Consider the following 18,453-nt stretch of genomic DNA (forward strand, 5'->3'; position numbering starts at 1 on the left):
CAGGGGTGGGGGTCGATCCTGGTGACGGAGCCCGGCTGCGGGCGAGCCGGAGGGAGGGGCCGTGAACGGGGCACGCAGGATTGCCGGCGCGCTGGCCGGTATCGCGGCGGCCGTCGCGGCCGTCACCGGCGCCGCGACCGTCACCGCCGCACCCGCGCCGGGCTCGTCGGCGTCCGTGCCCGTCGCCCCCGGACCGGTGGCCACCACCCACGCCCAGGCCGCCGGCTACGCCGAGGAACATCCCGGAACGGCGCCGGCGCGATCGAACGACTTCGGGTGCGTGCCGTCCCCGGACCATCCACGACCGGTGGTGCTCGCCCACGGCACCGACTCCAACTCCTACTCGGACTGGGCTGCGGTCGCACCGATGCTCGCCGAAGCCGGCTGGTGCGTGTTCGCCCTCGACTACGGCAAGGCCGACGGCGCCGACGAATACGGCACCGGCGACATCCGGGTCAGCGCCGCGCAGCTGGGCGCGTTCGTCGAGCGGGTCCGTGCCGGCACCGGTGCCGGCGAGGTCGACCTGGTCGGCTACTCGCAGGGTGCGACCGTCGCGCGGTACTACGTCAACCGGCTGGGCGGCTCGGCCGTCGTGGAACGCTGGGTGGGTGTGGCCTCACCCAGCTACGGCGGCACCTTCTACGGACTGGGTACCGCGGCTGCCGCCGCGCCCGGTGCCACCGGCGCGGCCGAGGCCTTCCTCTCGGTGGCCCTCGTCCAGCAACTGCAGGGCTCGGAACTGCTCACCGAACTCAACACCCCCGTCGACACCGTTCCCGGCGTCCGGTACACCACCATCGGATCCCGCGTCGACGAGGTCATCCAGCCGGCCACCAACGTCGCGCTGCGCGGGCCCGGGGCGGTCAACCTGACCATCCAGGACCTGTGCCCCCAGGACCAGACCGGCCACTTCAACATGGTGTACGACCCGTTCTCGCTCACCGTGATCCGGCACGCCCTCGACCCCGAACGGTATGCCCTCGGCGAATGCGTCCCGGTGCCGCTCGGCACGGGCATCCCCGAATTGATCATCGAGAGCAACTCCTGACCCGATCCACCCCCGGGAGCGTCCCGGTGCCCCGATCATGGGTATGCAGGCGGTGCGTGCCCGGTCGTCCGGGCCGGTCACGCGGGAGGGAGGTAGCGGTGAACACCCCGTTCCTTCCCGGTCGCGCGGCGCTGCGGGCGCCGCAGCTCGTGCCGCCGCGGCAGTACGCCCGGGTGGCCGCGCGGTGCGGGTATCTCGCTGCGCTGATCGGGACCGTCGTCACCCACGGCATCCCGGCCGACCGGCTGTACCAGGCCGCCTGGATCGTCGCCGGACTGATCGCCTTCGCGATCGACCGGCCGTGGCGCGGGCACCTGCGCGTCGTCGTCGACTGGCTGCCCCTGGTCGCGGCGCTCGTCGTCTACGACCACACCCGCGGCCTCGCCGACGAACTCGGCCTGCCCGTCCGGGTGCACGAACCGGCCGCCGTCGAGAGCTGGCTGTTCGGTGGCACGATCCCGACGGTGTGGCTGCAGGAGCGTCTGCTCGGCGCGGACGGCGAGCGGCCCGGCTGGACGATGATCACCGCGGTCGTCTACACCAGCCACTTCCTCGTGCCGTGGCTGCTCGCGGCCCTGCTGTACCTGTACTCGCGGTCGCGCTGGGCCGGATACATGCGACGGGTGCTGCTCCTGTCCTACTTCGGGCTGCTCACCTACATCCTGGTGCCCGCGGCGCCGCCGTGGTACGCCTCCGAGGCGGGCGTCCTGCCGGAAGGAGTCGGCCGGGTCACCGGATTCGGTTTCGGTGTCGTGCCGATCGACGTCGGCACCCGCTGGCTCGAGGCCCAGGGCAACCCGGTTGCCGCGCTGCCGTCGCTGCACTCGGCGTTCGCGTTGCTCGTCACCGTCGCGCTGTGGCCGATCGCGCGGCGCACCTGGATGCGGGCGCTGCTGGTGGCGTTCCCGCTCGCCATGGCCTTCACCCTCGTCTACGGCGGCGAACACTACGTGGTCGACGTGCTGCTCGGCTGGGGCTACGTCGGGCTCGCCGCCCTGGCCGCCCGGGCCTGGGAGACGCGCCGACACGACCGGCGCGCCCCGCAGGTCAGCCCACCTGCTCCAGCGGCATCGCCAACGTCACCCAGTCGTGCAGGCCCCCTCGGTAGTACGCCAGCGCGGACGCCGGATACCCCGCCTCGAGCAGGTCCCGGATCGCCATCGGGGACTGCGGACACTGCGGACCGTTGCAGAACAGAATCGACAGCCGGGACGGATCGAGCCGGTCCCGCAGCTCCGTGATCCGGTCGTGCGGCAGATTGACCGCGCCCGGAATGGACCTGCCCTTGCGCGAGTCCGGGACCCGGGTGTCGACGAGCAGGGCACCGTTCGCCACCAGCTCGGTCAGCTCCAGCTCGCCGACCGTCACCACGCCGGGCGCGCACTGCAGGGGCTGCAGCTCGCCCCACGTCGTGTCGACGAGGACCACGTCCTGCTCCTGCACGGCCGGCCAGGGCACGCCCGCCGGATCCGCCGATCGCGTGCGGACGGAACGCTCCATCCGATCTCGAATCTCTGCCATCGGCTCAGCCTATCGACGCGACGCGGCGGTCGCGCGAGTCGTCGGGCGGGGACCGTCCCGCCGCGTTCGCGGACGGCCGTCACCGTCGGCCGGCGCGGTCCCTAGACTGAGGGCACGTTTCGTCGTCGACATCCGGGAGCAGCATTCGTGAACAGTTCGGTCGGCCCAGCACGGTCCTCGTCCCGGGGCCGGTGCCTCGCCTCTCGCCCCCGGACGGGCCGCTGACGTGCGGCTGGTGTTCGCCGGGACGCCCGAACCGGCCGTACCGTCACTGCGCCGCCTGCTCGAGTCCCCGCGCCACGAGGTGGTCGCGGTGGTGACCCGGCCCGACACCACCGCCGGCCGCGGGCGGCGCACCGTCCGGTCGGCGGTGGGCCGGCTCGCCGACGAACACGGCATCGAGGTGCTCACCCCGGCGCGGCCCCGCGATCCCGACTTCGTCGCCCGGTTGACCGAACTCGCCCCCGACTGCTGCCCGGTCGTCGCCTACGGCGCGCTCATCCCGCAGCCGGTGCTCGACATCCCGAAGTTCGGCTGGGTGAACCTGCACTTCTCGCTGCTGCCCGCCTGGCGTGGTGCCGCGCCCGTCCAAGCCGCACTCGCTGCGGGGGACGAGGTGACCGGCGCGAGCACGTTCCGGCTCGAGGCGGGCCTGGACACCGGCCCGGTCTACGGGGTGGTCACCGAGACGATCCGGCCCGACGACACCGCGGGAGCTCTGCTCGGCCGGCTCGCCGACTCCGGTGCCGCGCTGCTCGAATCCACCCTCGACGGCCTCGAGGACGGGGTGCTCACCGCGGTGCCCCAGCCCCCGGACGGCGTCTCGCACGCCCCGAAGGTCACCGTCGAGTCGGCGCGGGTGAGCTGGGACCGTCCCGCGCACCTCGTCGACCGCCACATCCGGTCGGTCACGCCCGCACCCGGCGCCTGGACGATGATCGGTGACCTGCGCGTGAAGCTCGGCCCCGTGACCGGCACCGACGAGACCCTCGCGCCCGGGCAGATCCTGCCCCGCAAGGACGGTGTCCTGGTCGGCACCGGCAGCACCGCCGTGCGACTCGGGCAGGTCCAGCCGCCCGGTAAGAAGACGATGGCGGCCGCGGACTGGGTTCGCGGCGCCCGCCTCGACCCGGAGGTACGCGCCCAGTGACCGAGTCCCGCCGCCCTGCCCGCCGCTCCCGCCGCGGGCCCGGCGACCGCAACAACAAGCCCCGGCAGGCCCGCCGGCCGTCGCCCGCCGAGGCCGGCCTCGACCCGGCGCGGCTCGCGGCCCGGGACGTGCTGCGCGCGGTCCGGGAGCGCGACGCCTACGCCAACCTGGTGCTGCCGGCGCTGCTGCGCGAGCGGCGACTCGACGGGCGCGACGCCGCCCTGGCCACCGAGCTGACCTACGGCGCCGCCCGCGCCCAGGGCCTGCTCGACGCCGTGATCGCCGCGTGCGCCAACCGGCCCGTCACCGAGATCGACGGGGCGCTGCTGGACACCCTGCGGTTGGGCACCTACCAGCTGCTGCGGACCCGCATCGCCCCGCACGCGGCCGTCGCGACGAGCGTCGACATCGTCCGCGGCGAATTCGGCCACGGCAAGTCCGGATTCGTCAATGCGGTGCTGCGCCGCGTCGCGGAGAAGCCCGAGGAACAATGGGTCGCCGAGCTCGCCCCCGACCCGGCTCGCGACCCGGTGGGACACCTGACCTTCCGGTATGCGCATCCGGAGTGGATCGCGAAGGCCTTCGCGGTCGCGCTCGGCCCGGACGCCGGGGAGCTCGAGGACGTGCTCGCGGCGGACGACGCCCGGCCGGTGGTGCACCTGGTGGCCCGGCCGGGGGTGATCACCGCGGAGGAACTCGCGCTGGCCACCGGTGGCGAGATCGGACCCTGGTCGCCCTACGCCGTGCACCTCGACGCCGGCGGTGATCCCGGCAAGCTCGACGCCGTGCGCGAGGGCATGGCCGCGGTGCAGGACGAGGGCAGCCAGCTGGTGGCGCGGGCGCTCACCCTCGCCCCGCTGGGCGGACCCGATCGGGGCCGGTGGCTGGACCTGTGTGCCGGTCCCGGCGGCAAGGCCGCGCTGCTCGGCGCGCTCGCGGACATCGACGGCGGCACCGTCGACGCCGTCGAACCGGTCGAGCACCGCGCCGAACTGATCCGCAAGTCCACCCGCGGACTCCCGGTCACGGTGCACGTCGCCGACGGCCGCGAGCCCGGCCTGGAGCCCGGCTACGACCGCATCCTGGTCGACGCGCCGTGCACCGGGCTCGGCGCCCTGCGTCGCCGGCCCGAATCACGGTGGCGCCGCAACCCCGGTGACGTCGCCGAGCTGGTGCGGTTGCAGAAGCAGCTCCTCGCCTCGGCGATCGGGCTGCTGCGGCCGGGCGGGGTGGTGCTGTACGCGACGTGCTCGCCGCACACCTCCGAGACCCTCGCCGTCGTCGCCGACGCCGTCCGGCGGCACAACGTCGAGCAGCTCGACACGCGTGAGCTCGTGCCCGGCGTGCCGCGTCTCGGCGACGGTCCGGCCGTGCAGCTGTGGCCGCACCGGCACGGCACCGACGCGATGTTCATGGCCGCGCTGCGCGCCCCGGCGAGCTGATCGGCGAGGTCGCCGCGCGAACGCCGGGAGAATCGGCCTGCGCTCGGATACGGTCGGACGCGACCCGACCGCTCCCGGCAGGAGGCACGTCGTGCCCGACATCGTCACCTTGACCATGAATCCGGCGCTCGACGTGACCACCTACACCGAGCAGGTGCGGCCCACCAGCAAACTGCGCTGCGAGGCGCCGCGACTGGAGGCCGGCGGCGGGGGGATCAACGTCGCGAAGGTCGCCGGGGTGCTCGGTGTCTCGGCCGGAGCGGTGTACCCGGCCGGCGGTCCGACCGGGGACACGCTCTCGGCGCTGCTGTCCGGCGGCGGTGTCGACAGCCGGCGCATCGACATCGACGGCATGACCCGGGAGTCGTTCACGGCGATCGAGCGCAGCACCGGCCAGGAGTACCGGTTCGTGCTGCCCGGCCCGGAGCTGAGCGTGCGGGATCAGGAACGGTGCCTGGACCTGCTGGTCGAGACCGCCACCGGCGCACGGTACGTCGTCGCCAGCGGCAGCCTGCCGCCGGGCGTGCCGGGTGAGTTCGTCCAGCGCGTGGCCGACGCGGCCACCGATGCCGGTGCCCGCTTCGTCCTCGACTCGTCGGGGGACGCACTGCGCCGCATCAAGTCGGGCGTGCACCTGGTCAAACCGAGCCTGCGAGAGCTGCGCGAATGGGTGGGCCGGGAACTGCGCACCTCGCACGAACAGTCCGCCGCCGCCCACGAACTCGTCGACGCCGGGATCGCCGAGATCGTGGTAGTCTCGCTCGGGCCGGACGGGGCGCTGCTCGTCTCCGCCGACACCACCGCCCGGCTGAAAGCGTTGGACGTACCCGTGCGCAGCGCGGTCGGGGCGGGTGACAGCATGGTCGCCGGACTGGTCGTGGGCCTGCTGCGGGGCCGGCCCCTGCGCGACGCCCTGGCACTGGGCATCGCCGCCGGCTCGGCGGCGCTGCTCACCCCCGGCAGCCAGGTCTGCCGGCGCGAGGACGTCGAACGGTTCGACGTCCTCGCGCGTCAGCGGTGACGCCCGGGACGGACGCGGCCGTCAGTGCTCGCGCCGGGCGCGGTCCAGAACGATCCGCTGCTCGGCCCGCGCCACCGTGCGCCGGGTCTGGGCGGCCGCGTCCGGCGTCACCGACACCGACGTGATGCCCCGCCGCACGAGATGCTCGGCGAGCTCGGTGCTGGTGGAGACGGCCTGCCCGCACAGCGACGTGGTCAGGCCGGCCGCCGACGCCCGTTCGATGATGTGGTCGATCGCGTCCAGCACCGCCGGGTCGAGCGTGTCGAACAGGTCCTTGCACACCTCGGAGTCACGGTCGACACCGAGCACGAGCTGGGTCAGGTCGTTGCTGCCGATCGACACCCCGTGGATGCCGAGCTTCGCGTACTCGGGCAACCAGTACACCACCGACGGGACCTCGGCCATGATCCAGCGCAGCATCCGCCGATCGGAGCCGAGCGGGTGCGCGTCGAGCTGGGCCAGGCACTCCTCCAGCTCCCAGCGGGTGCGCACGAACGGAATCATCAGGTGCACGTTGGGATGCTGCGCGCGCACGCGGTGCAGGACGTCGAGGTCGAGCGAGAACAGCTCGGGGTCGCGCACGTAGCGGAAGCAGCCGCGGTACCCGATCATCGGGTTCTCCTCGTCCGGCTCCGTCTCGCCGCCCTTCAGGTTCGCGAACTCGTTGCTGCGCAGGTCGATCGCGCGGTACACCACCGGACGCGGCGCGAAGGCCGCCGCGATCCGCGCGACGCCGTCGGCCATTTTCGACACGTACTCCTCGCGCCGGCCCTGCGCGATCATGTAGGCGGGATGCTCCCCGGCGAGCGCCTCGGTGATCATGAACTCCGCCCGCAGCAGCCCCACCCCGTCGACGTCGGTGTCGGCGACGGCCTGCGCGGCGTCCGGGGTGGCGAGATTGACGTACACCGCCGTCGCGGTGACGGCCGACGCGGGTGCGGCGGCCGCCGGAGCGGCGGTCTGCGCCGCGGCCGGCCGCTCCGCGCGGACCTCCCCGTCGAACACGACGCCGGCGTCGCCGTCCACGGTGATCAACTGGCCGTCCTGCAGGTCCTGCGTCGCGGTGCGGGCGCCCACGACGACAGGTTTGCCGAGTTCGCGGCCGACGATCGCGGCATGACAGGTGATGCCGCCGCCGTCGGTGACGATGCCGCCGGCCCGGCGCAGGATCGGCAGCCAGTCGGGCCGCGTCATCGGGGCCACGAGGATCTCCCCGTCGCTCAGGCGCTTGCCGTCGACCAGCTCGTGCAGCACCCGGACCCGCCCGGTCGCCCGGCCGGGACCGGCACCGAGCCCGGTCAGCAGCGGCGCCGCCTGCCCGTTGCCCGACGGCGCCGCGGCGGCAGGCATCCCCAGGGTGGTGATCGGGCGCGTCTGCACGATCCACAGCTCACCCTCGGCGAACGCGAACTCGAGGTCCTGAGGCCGGCCGTAGTGCTGCTCGACACCCGCGGCGAGCCGCGCGACCTTCTCGAGCTGCCCTTCGTCGAGCACGCGGGTCTGCCGCGACGAATCGACCGCGACGCGGCTGTCGCCGGCGTCGGTGGAGGCGATCTGGAACTCCTGATGCCCGAGATGCACATCGAGCACCGTGAAGCCGTCCTTGGCGACGACGTAGGTGTCGGGCTCGACCTGCCCGCCGACGACGACCTCGCCCAGACCGAGGGCGGCCTCGACGACGATGCGATCGAGCTCACCGGTGCGCGGGTCGGCCGTGAACGCCACCCCCGACGATTCCGAGCGCACCATCACCTGCACCACGACGGCGATGGACGGCTCGTCGGTCACCCCGCGCAGACCCCGGTAGGTCCGGGCGCGTTCGGACCACAACGACGCCCAGCACGCCTGCACGGCACGCACCACCGCGTCGGCGCCGACGATGTTGGTGTACGACTCGTGGATTCCCGCGAACGAGGTGTCCGCGGCGTCCTCGGCGGGCGCGGAGGACCGCACCGCCACCGGCACGTCCACGCCCAGCTTCTCGTAGGCGGCGACGATGTCCGCGCGGATGTCGTCGGGCACCGTGGCCTCGGTCACCAGCGCCGCCAGTTCCGCGGAGGTGCGGATCAGCGTCGCGTCGTCGATGTCGGGGGCCGGAACGGCCTCGGCGCGCAGCCGGTCGCGCACCCCCGCCGCGGCCATCGAATCGAGATAGGCGGCGGTGGTGATCGCGAAGGCAGGCGGCACGGGGAACCCGGCGCGGGTCATCTCCCCGAGGTTCGCGGACTTGCCGCCCACGGTCGGCGCGTCCTCCGCGCCCACGTCGCCGATCGGTCGAACCCACACCGTGTGCGTGGCCATTCTCGCTCCCCACTGCCGCATCGGGCCCAGCGGTTCCGGACCCGCCACCGTCCACTCAAGCATCGCCCAGCACACCGAACCAGAGGCCGAAAGTCATGAAAACCCGCACCGGCCGCGGAGGCACCGTGACGCGCGGCAGAGTCCGCCGCCGGGACCGTTAAACTCGGTGGACGTGGCCCACCCGATGATCGCTCCCTCCATCCTCTCCGCGGACTTCGCCCGGCTCGCCGACGAGGCCGCCGCGGTCGCCGACGCGCACTGGCTGCACGTCGACGTCATGGACGCGCACTTCGTCCCCAACCTGACCCTCGGCCTTCCGGTGGTGCAGTCGTTGCTGAAGGCGACCGACATCCCGCTCGACTGCCACCTGATGATCGAGGATCCGGGTCGCTGGGCGCCGCCCTACGCCGAGGCGGGCGCGCACAACGTCACCTTCCATGCCGAGGCCACCGACAACCCCGTCGCCGTCGCCCGCGACATCCGGGCCGCCGGTGCGCGGGCCGGGCTGAGCGTCAAGCCCGGCACCCCGATCGAGCCGTACCTCGAGATCCTGAAGGAGTTCGACACGCTGCTGGTGATGAGCGTCGAGCCCGGATTCGGCGGTCAGTCGTTCATCCCGGACGTGCTCGACAAGGCCCGCACGATCCGCCGGCTCGTCGACGCCGGCGAGCTGACCCTGCTCGTCGAGATCGACGGGGGAATCAACGCCGACACCATCGAGGCGGCCGCCGAGGCCGGTGTCGACTGCTTCGTCGCCGGGTCGGCCGTGTACGGGGCCGACGACCCGGGCGAGGCGGTGCGCAAGCTGCGCGAACGGGCCGCCCACGCCTCCCCGCACCTGACCCCGGCCCCGTGAGCGGCGCTCCGCGCGGGGCGGCGGTGAGCGGTGCACCGCTCGACGCGGCCCTGCGCCTCGCGCTCGACGCCGGTGAGTCGGTGCGCGGGTCCACCACCCCCAACCCGCCCGTCGGCGCGGTGATCCTCGACGCGGCCGGGCAGGTCGCCGGGGTAGGGGCGACCTGCCCGCCGGGTGGGCCGCACGCCGAGGTCGTGGCGCTGGCCGCGGCAGGGGAGCGGGCCCGCGGCGGCACCGCGGTGGTCACCCTCGAGCCGTGCAACCACACCGGCCGCACCGGGCCGTGCGCGCAGGCGCTGCTGCGTGCCGGTGTCGCCGCCGTCTACTACGCGGTGACCGATCCGAATCCGCCCGCCGCCGGCGGCGCACAGACCCTGCGCGCCGCCGGGGTGAGCGTGCACGGCGGCTTCGGCGCCGACCTCGCCGAGGCGGGCGCGCTGCGTGCCTGGCTGCACCGGCAGCGCACGGGACGTCCCCATGTCACCTGGAAGTTCGCGGCGAGCCTGGACGGGCGCAGCGCCGCGGCCGACGGCACGAGCCGCTGGATCTCCGGCCCGCAGTCGCGCGCCCGCGTGCACGCCGAGCGGGCCCGCCTCGACGCGATCGTCGTCGGCACCGGCACCGTCCTCGCCGACGACCCCTGGTTGACCGCCCGGCAGCCGGACGGCTCGCTCGCCCCGCACCAGCCGCTCCGCGTGGTCGTCGGCCGCAGTGAAATCCCTAGGACTGCAAGGGTTCTCGACGATGTCGCACCGACCCTGGTGCTGCGCACCCACGATCCCGACGAGGTGCTCGGCGCGCTCGCGGACCGGGCGGACGTGCTGCTCGAGGGCGGCCCGCGCCTGGCCGGGGCGTTCCTCGCCGCGGGCCGGGTCGACCGCGTCCAGGCCTACCTCGCGCCGGTGCTGCTCGGGGCCGGACCGTCCGCCGTACGGGACGCGGGCGTGGGCACGATCGCCGAGGCGCTACGGTTTCGTCGGGAGCGCGTCGAAACCGTCGGCGCCGACGTGTTGCTGACCCTGGTCCCCGACCGGGAGTGAAGGAGCGGGTACGTGTTCACCGGGATCGTGGAGGAGCTGGGGGAGATCGTCGCGCGGGAGGACCTCGCCGACGCGGCGCGGTTCACCGTCCGCGGGCCCGTGGTGACCTCCGACGCCGGCCACGGCGACTCCATCGCCGTCAACGGTGTGTGCCTGACCGTCGTCGACATCCAGGGCGGTGACTCCTTCACCGCCGACGTGATGAAGGAGACCCTCGACCGATCGAGCCTGTCGCAACTCGCGCCCGGCAGCCGCGTCAACCTGGAGCGGGCCGCGGCGCTCAACAGCCGTCTCGGCGGGCACCTGGTCCAGGGTCATGTCGACGGCACCGGCACCGTGCTCTCGCGCACCCCGTCGGAGAACTGGACCGTGGTGCGGATCTCGCTGCCGGCCGACGTGTCCCGGTACGTGGTCCACAAGGGCTCGATCACCGTGGACGGGGTCTCGCTGACCGTCTCCGCGCTCGGCGGGGCGCCCGGTGACGAGTGGTTCGAGATCTCCCTGATCCCGACGACGCTGTCGCTGACCACCCTGGGCAGTGCCGCGCCCGGCACGCTCGTCAACCTCGAGGTCGACGTCATCGCCAAGTATGTGGAGCGGCTGCAGGCCGCCGGCCGCTGAGTCGTACTGTTGAACTCGGCAATCAGTTTGTCCGTACACGAGATTTTGGAGCCCACGCAAGTGACGAGGTTCGACACCATCGAGCGCGCGATCGCCGATATCGCAGCCGGCAAGGCGGTCGTCGTGGTCGACGACGAGGACCGCGAGAACGAGGGCGACCTCATCTTCGCGGCCGAGAAGGCCACCCCCGAACTCGTGGCGTTCATGGTGCGCTACACCTCCGGGTACCTGTGCGTGCCGCTGGCCGGGGAGGACTGCGACCGCCTCGGCCTGCCCCCCATGTACTCGACCAACCAGGACAAGCACGGCACCGCGTACACGGTGACCGTCGACGCCCGCGAAGGGATCGGCACCGGCATCTCCGCCTCGGACCGGGCCACGACGATGCGCCTGCTGGCCGATCCGAACAGCACCGCGCAGGACTTCACCCGCCCCGGGCACGTGGTGCCGCTGCGCGCCAAGGAGGGCGGCGTGCTGCGCCGGCCCGGCCACACCGAGGCCGCCGTCGACCTCGCCCGCATGGCCGACCTGCGTCCGGCCGGGGTGATCTGCGAGATCGTCTCGCAGAAGGACGAGGGCCACATGGCTCAGACCGAGGAACTGCGGGTCTTCGCCGACGAGCACAAGCTGGCCCTGATCTCCATCGCCGACCTGATCGCCTGGCGCCGCAAGCACGAGAAGCACGTCGTGCGCATCGCCGAGGCCCGCATCCCCACCCGGCACGGCGACTTCACCGCCGTCGGCTACCAGAGCGTCTACGACGAGGTCGAGCACGTCGCGCTGGTGCTCGGCGACATCCCCGGCCCCGACGGTGAGGGTGCCGACGTGCTCGTGCGGGTGCACTCGGAGTGCCTGACCGGCGACGTGTTCGGCTCGCTGCGCTGCGACTGCGGTCCGCAGCTCGACGCCGCGCTCGAGATGGTGGCCATGGAGGGCCGCGGCGTGGTGCTGTACATGCGCGGGCACGAGGGCCGCGGCATCGGGCTGATGCACAAGCTGCAGGCCTACCAGCTGCAGGACGCGGGCTCGGACACCGTGGACGCGAATCTGCAGCTCGGCCTGCCCGCCGACGCCCGCGACTACGGCATCGGCGCGCAGATCCTGGTGGACCTGGGTATCTCGTCGATGCGGCTGCTCACCAACAACCCCGCCAAGCGCGTCGGCCTCGACGGCTACGGGCTGCAGATCACCGAGCGGGTGGCGATGCCGCTGCGCGCGAATTCCGAGAACATCACCTACCTGCGCACCAAGCGGGACCGCATGGGCCACGACCTGATCGGCCTCGACGACTACGAGGCGGGGGACGCGTAGATGAGCGGCGAAGGACTACCCGAGCTGCAGCTGTCCGAGGCGGCCGGGTTGCGGCTGGCCATCGTCGCCGGCCGCTGGCACCCCGAGATCTCCGAGGCCCTCGTCGCCGGGGCGCGCCGGGTCGCCGAGCAGGCCGGCGTCACCGACGTCACCGTCGAACGGGTCGCCGGCGCGATCGAGCTGCCGGTCGTCGCCCAGCAGCTGGCCCGCACCCACGACGCGGTCGTCGCCCTCGGCGTCGTGATCCGCGGCGGCACCCCGCACTTCGAGTACGTGTGCGACGCGGTCACCTACGGGCTGACCCGCATCGCCTTGGACGAGGGCACCCCCGTCGGCAACGGCGTCCTGACCACGAACGACGAGCAGCAGGCCCGCGACCGGGCCGGCTTGCCCGGCTCCGTCGAGGACAAGGGCGGGCAGGCGTGCGCCGCCGCCCTCGACACCGCCGTGACCCTGCGGCGGCTGCGCGGGACCGCGCGGTGACCTCGGCCGCCGACACCGTCTGGGACCTCGAGGTCCGCAGCCGCAAGATGTCCCGGTGGGCGATCGTCGCGGCGGTCCTGCTCATGCTCGGCCACATCGGGGCCGCGCTCGTGCTGCGCGCCGGCGGCGACACCGGCGTGAACCTGCGCCTCGCCGATCAGATCGCCATCGTCTGCGTGGGAGTGGTCGTCTCCGGCGGTGTGCTGCTGCTGACCCGGCCCCGGCTGCGGGCCGGAGCCGCCGGCGTGGCGGTCCGCAACATCCTCGGCGAGAAGATGTTCGGCTGGGAACAGGTGCGAGGCATGAGCTTCCCCCAGGGCAAGCCGTGGCCGAGGCTCGAGCTGCCGCAGGACGAGTACGTGCCCGTCGTCGCGGTACAGGCCCGCGACGGCGAGCACGCCGTCGCGGCGCTGACCGCGTTCCGCGAGCTCGAACAGCGCTACGGCGGGGGTGTCGGCGCAGCCGACTAGCCTGGACCCGTGCCCGACCCCTCGACCTATCGCCCTGCCCCCGGCACCATCCCGCTGGAGCCGGGGGTGTACAAGTTCCGCGACCCGCACGGCCGCGTCGTCTACGTCGGAAAGGCCAAGAGCCTGCGTTCGCGGCTGAACTCGTACTTCGCCGACGTCGCGTCGCTGCACCCGCGGACCCGCCAGATGGTGACCACCGCCGGGTCCGTCGAGTGGACCGTGGTGGGCACCGAGGTCGAGGCGCTCCAGCTCGAGTACAACTGGATCAAGGAGTTCGATCCGCGCTTCAACGTCCGCTACCGCGACGACAAGACCTACCCGATGCTCGCGGTGACGCTGAACGAGGACTACCCGCGGCTGTTCGTCTACCGAGGGCCGCGCCGCAAGGGCGTGCGGTACTTCGGTCCCTACTCCCACGCCTGGGCCATCCGCGAGACCCTGGACCTGCTGCTGCGGGTGTTCCCGGCCCGCACCTGCTCCGCCGGGGTGTTCAAGCGCCACGCGCAGATCGGCCGCCCGTGCCTGCTCGGCTACATCGACAAGTGCTCGGCGCCGTGCGTGGGCCGCGTCGACGCCGACGAGCACCGGCGCATCGTCGAGGACTTCTGCGACTTCCTCGCCGGCCGCACCGACAAACTGGTCCGCGACCTCGAACAGCGCATGCAGGCCGCGGCCGAGGACCTCGACTTCGAGACCGCCGCGCGCCTGCGCGACGACCTCGGGGCGCTGCGCCGGGCCATGGAGAAGCAGGCGGTGGTGCTCGGCGACGGCACCGACGCCGACCTCGTCGCCTTCGCCGGCGACGAACTCGAGGCGGCCGTACAGGTGTTCCACGTGCGCGGCGGCCGCGTGCGCGGACAGCGCGGCTGGGTGGTGGAGAAGTCCGGGGACGTGGTGGACCGGCCCGAGACCGCGTCGGGTGCGTCCGGCGCCGACCCGGAAGTGTCGCTGCTCGTCGAGCAGTTCCTCACCCAGTTCTACGGCGAGGAGGCCGCCCTGTCGGCGGCCGGTGCCGAACCGGCCGGCAGCGCGGTGCCGCGGGAGGTGCTCGTGCCCGCCCTGCCGCCCGACCCGGAGGAGATGAGCCGCTGGCTCGGCACCCTGCGCGGGGGGCCGGTGCGGCTGCGGGTGCCGCAGCGCGGGGACAAGAAGGCCCTCGCCGAGACCGTGCAGCGCAATGCGCACGAGGCGCTGACCCAGCACAAGCTGCGCCGCGCCGGCGACTTCACCGCCCGCTCGGCCGCCCTGCAGGGCATCCAGGAGGCCCTCGACCTGGACTCGGCGCCCCTGCGGATCGAGTGCGTCGACATCAGCCACGTGCAGGGCACCGATGTCGTGGCGTCGCTGGTGGTGTTCGAGGACGGCCTGCCCCGCAAGTCCGACTACCGCCACTACGCCATCCGCGAGGCCGCCGGCGACGGCCGCTCCGACGACGTCGCCTCCATCGCCGAGGTGACCCGGCGCCGGTTCCTGCGGCACAACCGGGACCTCGCCGGGGCCGGCGGTGACCCGGTCGCGGCCCGCAGTGACTCGGTCGCGGCCCGCGGCGGTGACGGCGGTGACGGCGGTGACCTCGCCCCGGAAGCCGCGCTCGACCCGGCCACCGGGCGGCCCCGCCGCTTCGCGTACCCGCCGAACCTGTACGTCGTCGACGGCGGTGCCCCGCAGGTCGCCGCCGCGGCGGAGGTGCTCGACGAACTCGGCGTCACCGACGTCGCCGTGATCGGCCTGGCCAAACGGCTCGAGGAGGTGTGGGTGCCGGGGGAGGACGATCCGGTCATCCTGCCGCGCACCAGCGAATCGCTCTACCTGCTGCAGCGGGTGCGCGACGAGGCGCACCGCTTCGCCATCACCTACCACCGCAGCAAGCGGTCCCGGCGGATGACCGCGTCCGCGCTCGACGGGGTTCGCGGGCTCGGTCAGGCACGGCGCAATGCGCTCGTCGCGCACTTCGGGTCGGTGGCCCGGCTGCGGGAGGCGAGCGTGGAGGAGATCACCGCGGTGCCGGGCATCGGCGTTGCCACCGCCCGCGCCGTGCTGGACGCACTGCGCGGCGACGTCCCGGACCCCCGGGCGACGCCGGCGGGTGAGGCTGCGCCGGACACGCCGGTGAGTGATGATGGCACCGTCGGCGTGTCGGGCGGACGAACGGAGACGGAACAGTGACGCAACAGGCGGAGACGGCGCAGCCTCGACCCCGGCCGCAGGGTGACCTCCGCCCGCGGGCCGAGGTCGCCCTGGTCACCGGCCTGTCCGGGGCCGGTCTGAGCACCGCCGCGACGGCACTCGAGGATCTCGGCTGGTTCGTCGCCGAGAATCTGCCGCCGCAACTGGTCACCTCGATGGTCGATCTCGCGGTGCAGGCCGACCCGCCCCTGCAGCGCCTCGCCGTGGTCATGGACGTCCGCAGCCGCCTGTTCACCGGCGACCTCGGCTGGGTCGTCACCGAACTGGCCGCCCGGCCCGTGCGCACCCGCGTGCTGTTCCTCGAGGCCACCGACGAGGTCCTCGTGCGTCGCTTCGAACAGGTCCGGCGCAGCCACCCGCTGCAGGCCGACACCGCCGACCGCACCCTCACCGACGGCATCGCCGCCGAACGCGCCCAGCTCGCCGCGGTCAAGGCGGCCGCCGACCTGGTGGTCGACACCTCGTCGCTGTCCGGCCCGGAACTGCGCCGCAAGATCGACTCCGCGTTCGGGGACGGCGACGCCGACTCGATCCGGGTCACCGTCGAATCCTTCGGGTTCAAGTACGGTCTGCCGATGGACGCGGACGTGGTGTGCGACGTGCGGTTCCTGCCCAACCCGCACTGGGTGCCGGAACTGCGACCGCACACCGGCCAGGACGACGACGTCCGCGACTACGTGCTGAGCCGGGACGGGGCCCAGGACTACCTGCAGACCTATCATCGGCTGCTCGAACTGACCACGGCCGGTTACCGCCGGGAGGGAAAGCGCTACATGACGATCGCGGTGGGATGCACCGGCGGCAAGCACCGCAGCGTGGCGATGAGCGAGGCTCTCGCCGCGCGCCTGGAAGCCGACCCGACGCTGTCGGTGCACGTCGCGCACCGCGATCTGGGGCGCGAATGACGGGCCCCGGCACCGCGGCCCCCACACCCCGGCCCGGCGGGCAGGCCGCCGCGCCGGCACCGTCGATCGTCGCCCTCGGCGGCGGCCACGGCCTGTACGCCACGCTCAGCGCCGTGCGCCGGCTCAGCGACCGCGTCACCGCCGTCGTCACCGTCGCCGACGACGGGGGTTCCTCCGGCCGGTTGCGCGCCGAACTCGGCGTCATCCCGCCCGGCGACCTGCGCATGGCCCTGGCCGCGCTCGCCGCGGACACCCCCGACATCCACACCTGGACCGAGACGGTGCAGCACCGGTTCGGCGGCACCGGCGCCCTGGCCGGCCACTCGGTCGGCAACCTGATCCTGGCCGGACTGACCGAGGTGCTCGGTGACCCCGTGGCCGCCCTCGACCGCGTCGCCGAGCTACTCCAGGTGCGCGGCCGGGTGCTGCCGATGTCGCCGATCGCCCTCGACATCGAGGCGGACGTGTCCGGCCTCGAATCCGACCCGCGCGCCAGCCGCATCATCCGCGGGCAGGTCGCCGTCGCCACCACCCCCGGCAAGGTGCGGCGCGTGCGGCTGATCCCGGCCGACCCACCGGCATGTCCCGACGCGCTCGACGCGGTGGGCGCCGCCGACCTCGTCGTGCTCGGGCCCGGCTCGTGGTTCTCGAGCGTCATCCCGCACGTGCTCGTCCCCGAGCTGCACGAGGCGCTGGTGGCCGCCCCCGCCCACAAGGTGCTGGTGCTCAATCTCGCCGCCGAACCGGGGGAGACCGCCGGATTCTCCACCGAGCGGCACCTGCACGTGCTGGCCCAGCACGCCCCCGACTTCCGGGTCGACCACGTCGTCGTCGACTCCGCGTCGGTACCCGAAGGACGCGAACGCGAGCACCTGTGCCGAGCCGCCGCCGGATTCGGCGCCCGGGTGGTCTACGCCGACGTCGCCGAGACCGGCACCCACCGACACGATCCCGCCAAACTGGCGGCGGTCCTGGAACGACACCTGCCCGACGCGGCCCGCCCCCGGGATCTCGCGCAGCGGGACGGAAGGGAGATCCCGACGTGGCAATGACAGCGGAGGTCAAGGACGAGCTGAGCCGGCTGGCGGTCACCCGCACCAGCAGCCGCAAGGCCGAGGTGTCCGCCCTCCTGCGCTTCGCCGGCGGGCTGCACATCGTCGGCGGCCGCGTCGTCGTGGAGGCCGAGGTGGACCTCGGATCGATCGCCCGCCGGTTGCGCCGCGAGATCTTCGAGCTCTACGGCTACTCGGCGGAGGTGCACGTCCTCGGCGCCGGCGGACTGCGCAAGAGCTCGCGGTACGTGGTGCGCGTCGCCAAGGAGGGCGAGGCCCTCGCCCGCCAGACCGGCCTGCTCGACGTGCGCGGCCGCCCGGTCCGGGGCCTGCCCGCCCCCGTCGTCGGCGGCAGCATCGCCGACGCCGAGGCCGCGTGGCGCGGCGCCTTCCTCGCCCACGGCTCGCTCACCGAGCCGGGCCGCTCCTCCGCCCTCGAAGTCAGCTGCCCCGGCCCCGAGGCGGCGCTCGCGCTCGTCGGCGCCGCCCGCCGCCTCGGCATCGCCGCCAAGGCCCGCGAGGTGCGCGGCGCCGACCGGGTCGTCGTGCGCGACGGCGATGCCATCGGTGCGCTGCTCACCCACATGGGCGCCCAGGACACCCGGCTGACCTGGGAGGAGCGCCGGATGCGGCGCGAAGTCCGCGCCACCGCCAACCGGCTCGCCAACTTCGACGACGCCAACCTGCGCCGCTCCGCGCGCGCCGCCGTGGCCGCGGCCGCCCGCGTCGAACGAGCCCTGGCGATCCTCGGCGACGACGTGCCCGACCACCTCGCCGCGGCGGGCGCCCTGCGCGTCCAGCACCGGCAGGCCTCCCTCGAGGAACTGGGCCAGCTCGCCGACCCCCCGATGACGAAGGACGCCGTCGCCGGACGCATCCGCCGACTGCTGTCCATGGCCGACCGCCGCGCCAAGGATCTCGGCATCCCCGACACCGAATCGGCAGTGACCCCGGAGCTGCTCGACGAGGCCTAGCCGACCGGCCCGGGCCTCCTGCCGCACTCCGCAGGCACCGCAGATAGGGTAGGGGTCACATCGACCGATGA

Annotated in this window: 16 protein-coding genes and 1 pseudogene; 15 read left to right on the top strand and 2 right to left on the bottom strand. The window is 73.6% G+C overall.

Annotated features, from left to right (window positions below; all coding sequences use genetic code 11):
- Positions 1-61: 61 nt before the first annotated feature.
- On the top strand, positions 62-1,048 hold the full coding sequence (locus ACM26Y_RS12200; protein WP_371383216.1) for an esterase/lipase family protein: 987 nt from the start codon (positions 62-64) through the stop codon (positions 1,046-1,048).
- Positions 1,049-1,146: 98 nt separating this feature from the next.
- A complete protein-coding gene (locus ACM26Y_RS12205) occupies positions 1,147-2,289 on the top strand; it encodes a phosphatase PAP2 family protein (protein WP_003935401.1) in 1,143 nt (380 codons plus the stop codon).
- Here ACM26Y_RS12205 and ACM26Y_RS12210 read toward each other — a convergent pair.
- Positions 2,189-2,569: pseudogene (locus tag ACM26Y_RS12210) on the bottom strand (rhodanese-like domain-containing protein); the annotation flags it as partial. The gene ACM26Y_RS12205 and the pseudogene ACM26Y_RS12210 sit on opposite strands and share 101 nt — an antisense overlap.
- Before the next feature lie 226 nt (positions 2,570-2,795).
- Here ACM26Y_RS12210 and fmt point away from each other — a divergent pair.
- From fmt to ACM26Y_RS12225, 3 genes are all read left to right on the top strand, one after another.
- Positions 2,796-3,719, top strand: coding sequence for a methionyl-tRNA formyltransferase (gene fmt, locus ACM26Y_RS12215; protein WP_289380737.1), 924 nt, complete (start codon positions 2,796-2,798; stop codon positions 3,717-3,719).
- Positions 3,716-5,161 carry an RsmB/NOP family class I SAM-dependent RNA methyltransferase gene (locus ACM26Y_RS12220; protein WP_416063530.1) on the top strand — a complete coding sequence of 482 codons (1,446 nt, stop codon included), beginning with the start codon at positions 3,716-3,718 and terminating at the stop codon, positions 5,159-5,161. Before fmt ends, ACM26Y_RS12220 begins: the two co-directional genes overlap by 4 nt.
- Positions 5,162-5,252: 91 nt before the next feature.
- Complete coding sequence (locus ACM26Y_RS12225; protein ID WP_416063531.1) at positions 5,253-6,182, top strand: 1-phosphofructokinase family hexose kinase; 930 nt, start codon at positions 5,253-5,255, stop codon at positions 6,180-6,182.
- Positions 6,183-6,203: 21 nt separating this feature from the next.
- Here ACM26Y_RS12225 and ppsA read toward each other — a convergent pair whose 3' ends face one another.
- A complete protein-coding gene (gene ppsA, locus ACM26Y_RS12230; RefSeq protein WP_416063532.1) occupies positions 6,204-8,483 on the bottom strand; it encodes a phosphoenolpyruvate synthase in 2,280 nt (759 codons plus the stop codon).
- A gap of 172 nt (positions 8,484-8,655) precedes the next feature.
- On the opposite strand from ppsA, the gene rpe reads away from it, so the two are divergent.
- The 10 genes from rpe to whiA all read left to right on the top strand — a co-directional run bounded on the left by rpe (position 8,656) and on the right by whiA (position 18,382).
- Positions 8,656-9,339: a ribulose-phosphate 3-epimerase gene (gene rpe / locus ACM26Y_RS12235; RefSeq protein ID WP_371383219.1), complete on the top strand. Its 684-nt coding sequence runs from the start codon at positions 8,656-8,658 to the stop codon at positions 9,337-9,339.
- 23 nt (positions 9,340-9,362) lie between these two features.
- A complete protein-coding gene (ribD, locus tag ACM26Y_RS12240) occupies positions 9,363-10,379 on the top strand; it encodes a bifunctional diaminohydroxyphosphoribosylaminopyrimidine deaminase/5-amino-6-(5-phosphoribosylamino)uracil reductase RibD (protein ID WP_416063533.1) in 1,017 nt (338 codons plus the stop codon).
- Positions 10,380-10,391: 12 nt separating this feature from the next.
- The gene (locus ACM26Y_RS12245; RefSeq protein ID WP_003939460.1) at positions 10,392-11,000 is read left to right on the top strand and encodes a riboflavin synthase; all 609 of its coding nucleotides are present in this window, start codon (positions 10,392-10,394) and stop codon (positions 10,998-11,000) included.
- A 60-nt stretch (positions 11,001-11,060) separates the two neighbouring features.
- On the top strand, positions 11,061-12,311 hold the full coding sequence (locus ACM26Y_RS12250) for a bifunctional 3,4-dihydroxy-2-butanone-4-phosphate synthase/GTP cyclohydrolase II (RefSeq protein WP_054373451.1): 1,251 nt from the start codon (positions 11,061-11,063) through the stop codon (positions 12,309-12,311).
- Complete coding sequence (gene ribH / locus ACM26Y_RS12255; RefSeq protein WP_416063534.1) at positions 12,312-12,794, top strand: 6,7-dimethyl-8-ribityllumazine synthase; 483 nt, start codon at positions 12,312-12,314, stop codon at positions 12,792-12,794. It abuts the gene before it with no gap.
- Positions 12,791-13,264 (top strand): PH domain-containing protein, encoded by a 474-nt coding sequence (locus ACM26Y_RS12260; protein ID WP_003939463.1) that lies wholly within the window; start codon positions 12,791-12,793, stop codon positions 13,262-13,264. Before ribH ends, ACM26Y_RS12260 begins: the two co-directional genes overlap by 4 nt.
- 9 nt (positions 13,265-13,273) lie before the next feature.
- The gene (uvrC, locus tag ACM26Y_RS12265; RefSeq protein WP_416063535.1) at positions 13,274-15,430 is read left to right on the top strand and encodes an excinuclease ABC subunit UvrC; all 2,157 of its coding nucleotides are present in this window, start codon (positions 13,274-13,276) and stop codon (positions 15,428-15,430) included.
- Between the two features lie 71 nt (positions 15,431-15,501).
- Positions 15,502-16,356, top strand: a complete 855-nt coding sequence (gene rapZ, locus ACM26Y_RS12270; RefSeq protein WP_193788772.1) for an RNase adapter RapZ — start codon at positions 15,502-15,504, stop codon at positions 16,354-16,356.
- On the top strand, positions 16,353-17,408 hold the full coding sequence (locus tag ACM26Y_RS12275) for a gluconeogenesis factor YvcK family protein (RefSeq protein WP_003939466.1): 1,056 nt from the start codon (positions 16,353-16,355) through the stop codon (positions 17,406-17,408). The genes rapZ and ACM26Y_RS12275 overlap by 4 nt, the downstream gene beginning before the upstream one ends.
- Positions 17,405-18,382: a DNA-binding protein WhiA gene (gene whiA / locus ACM26Y_RS12280; protein ID WP_193788773.1), complete on the top strand. Its 978-nt coding sequence runs from the start codon at positions 17,405-17,407 to the stop codon at positions 18,380-18,382. Before ACM26Y_RS12275 ends, whiA begins: the two co-directional genes overlap by 4 nt.
- Positions 18,383-18,453: the final 71 nt, after the last annotated feature.

Source organism: Rhodococcus indonesiensis (assembly GCF_047782815.1).
Lineage (GTDB): Bacteria > Actinomycetota > Actinomycetes > Mycobacteriales > Mycobacteriaceae > Rhodococcus > Rhodococcus indonesiensis.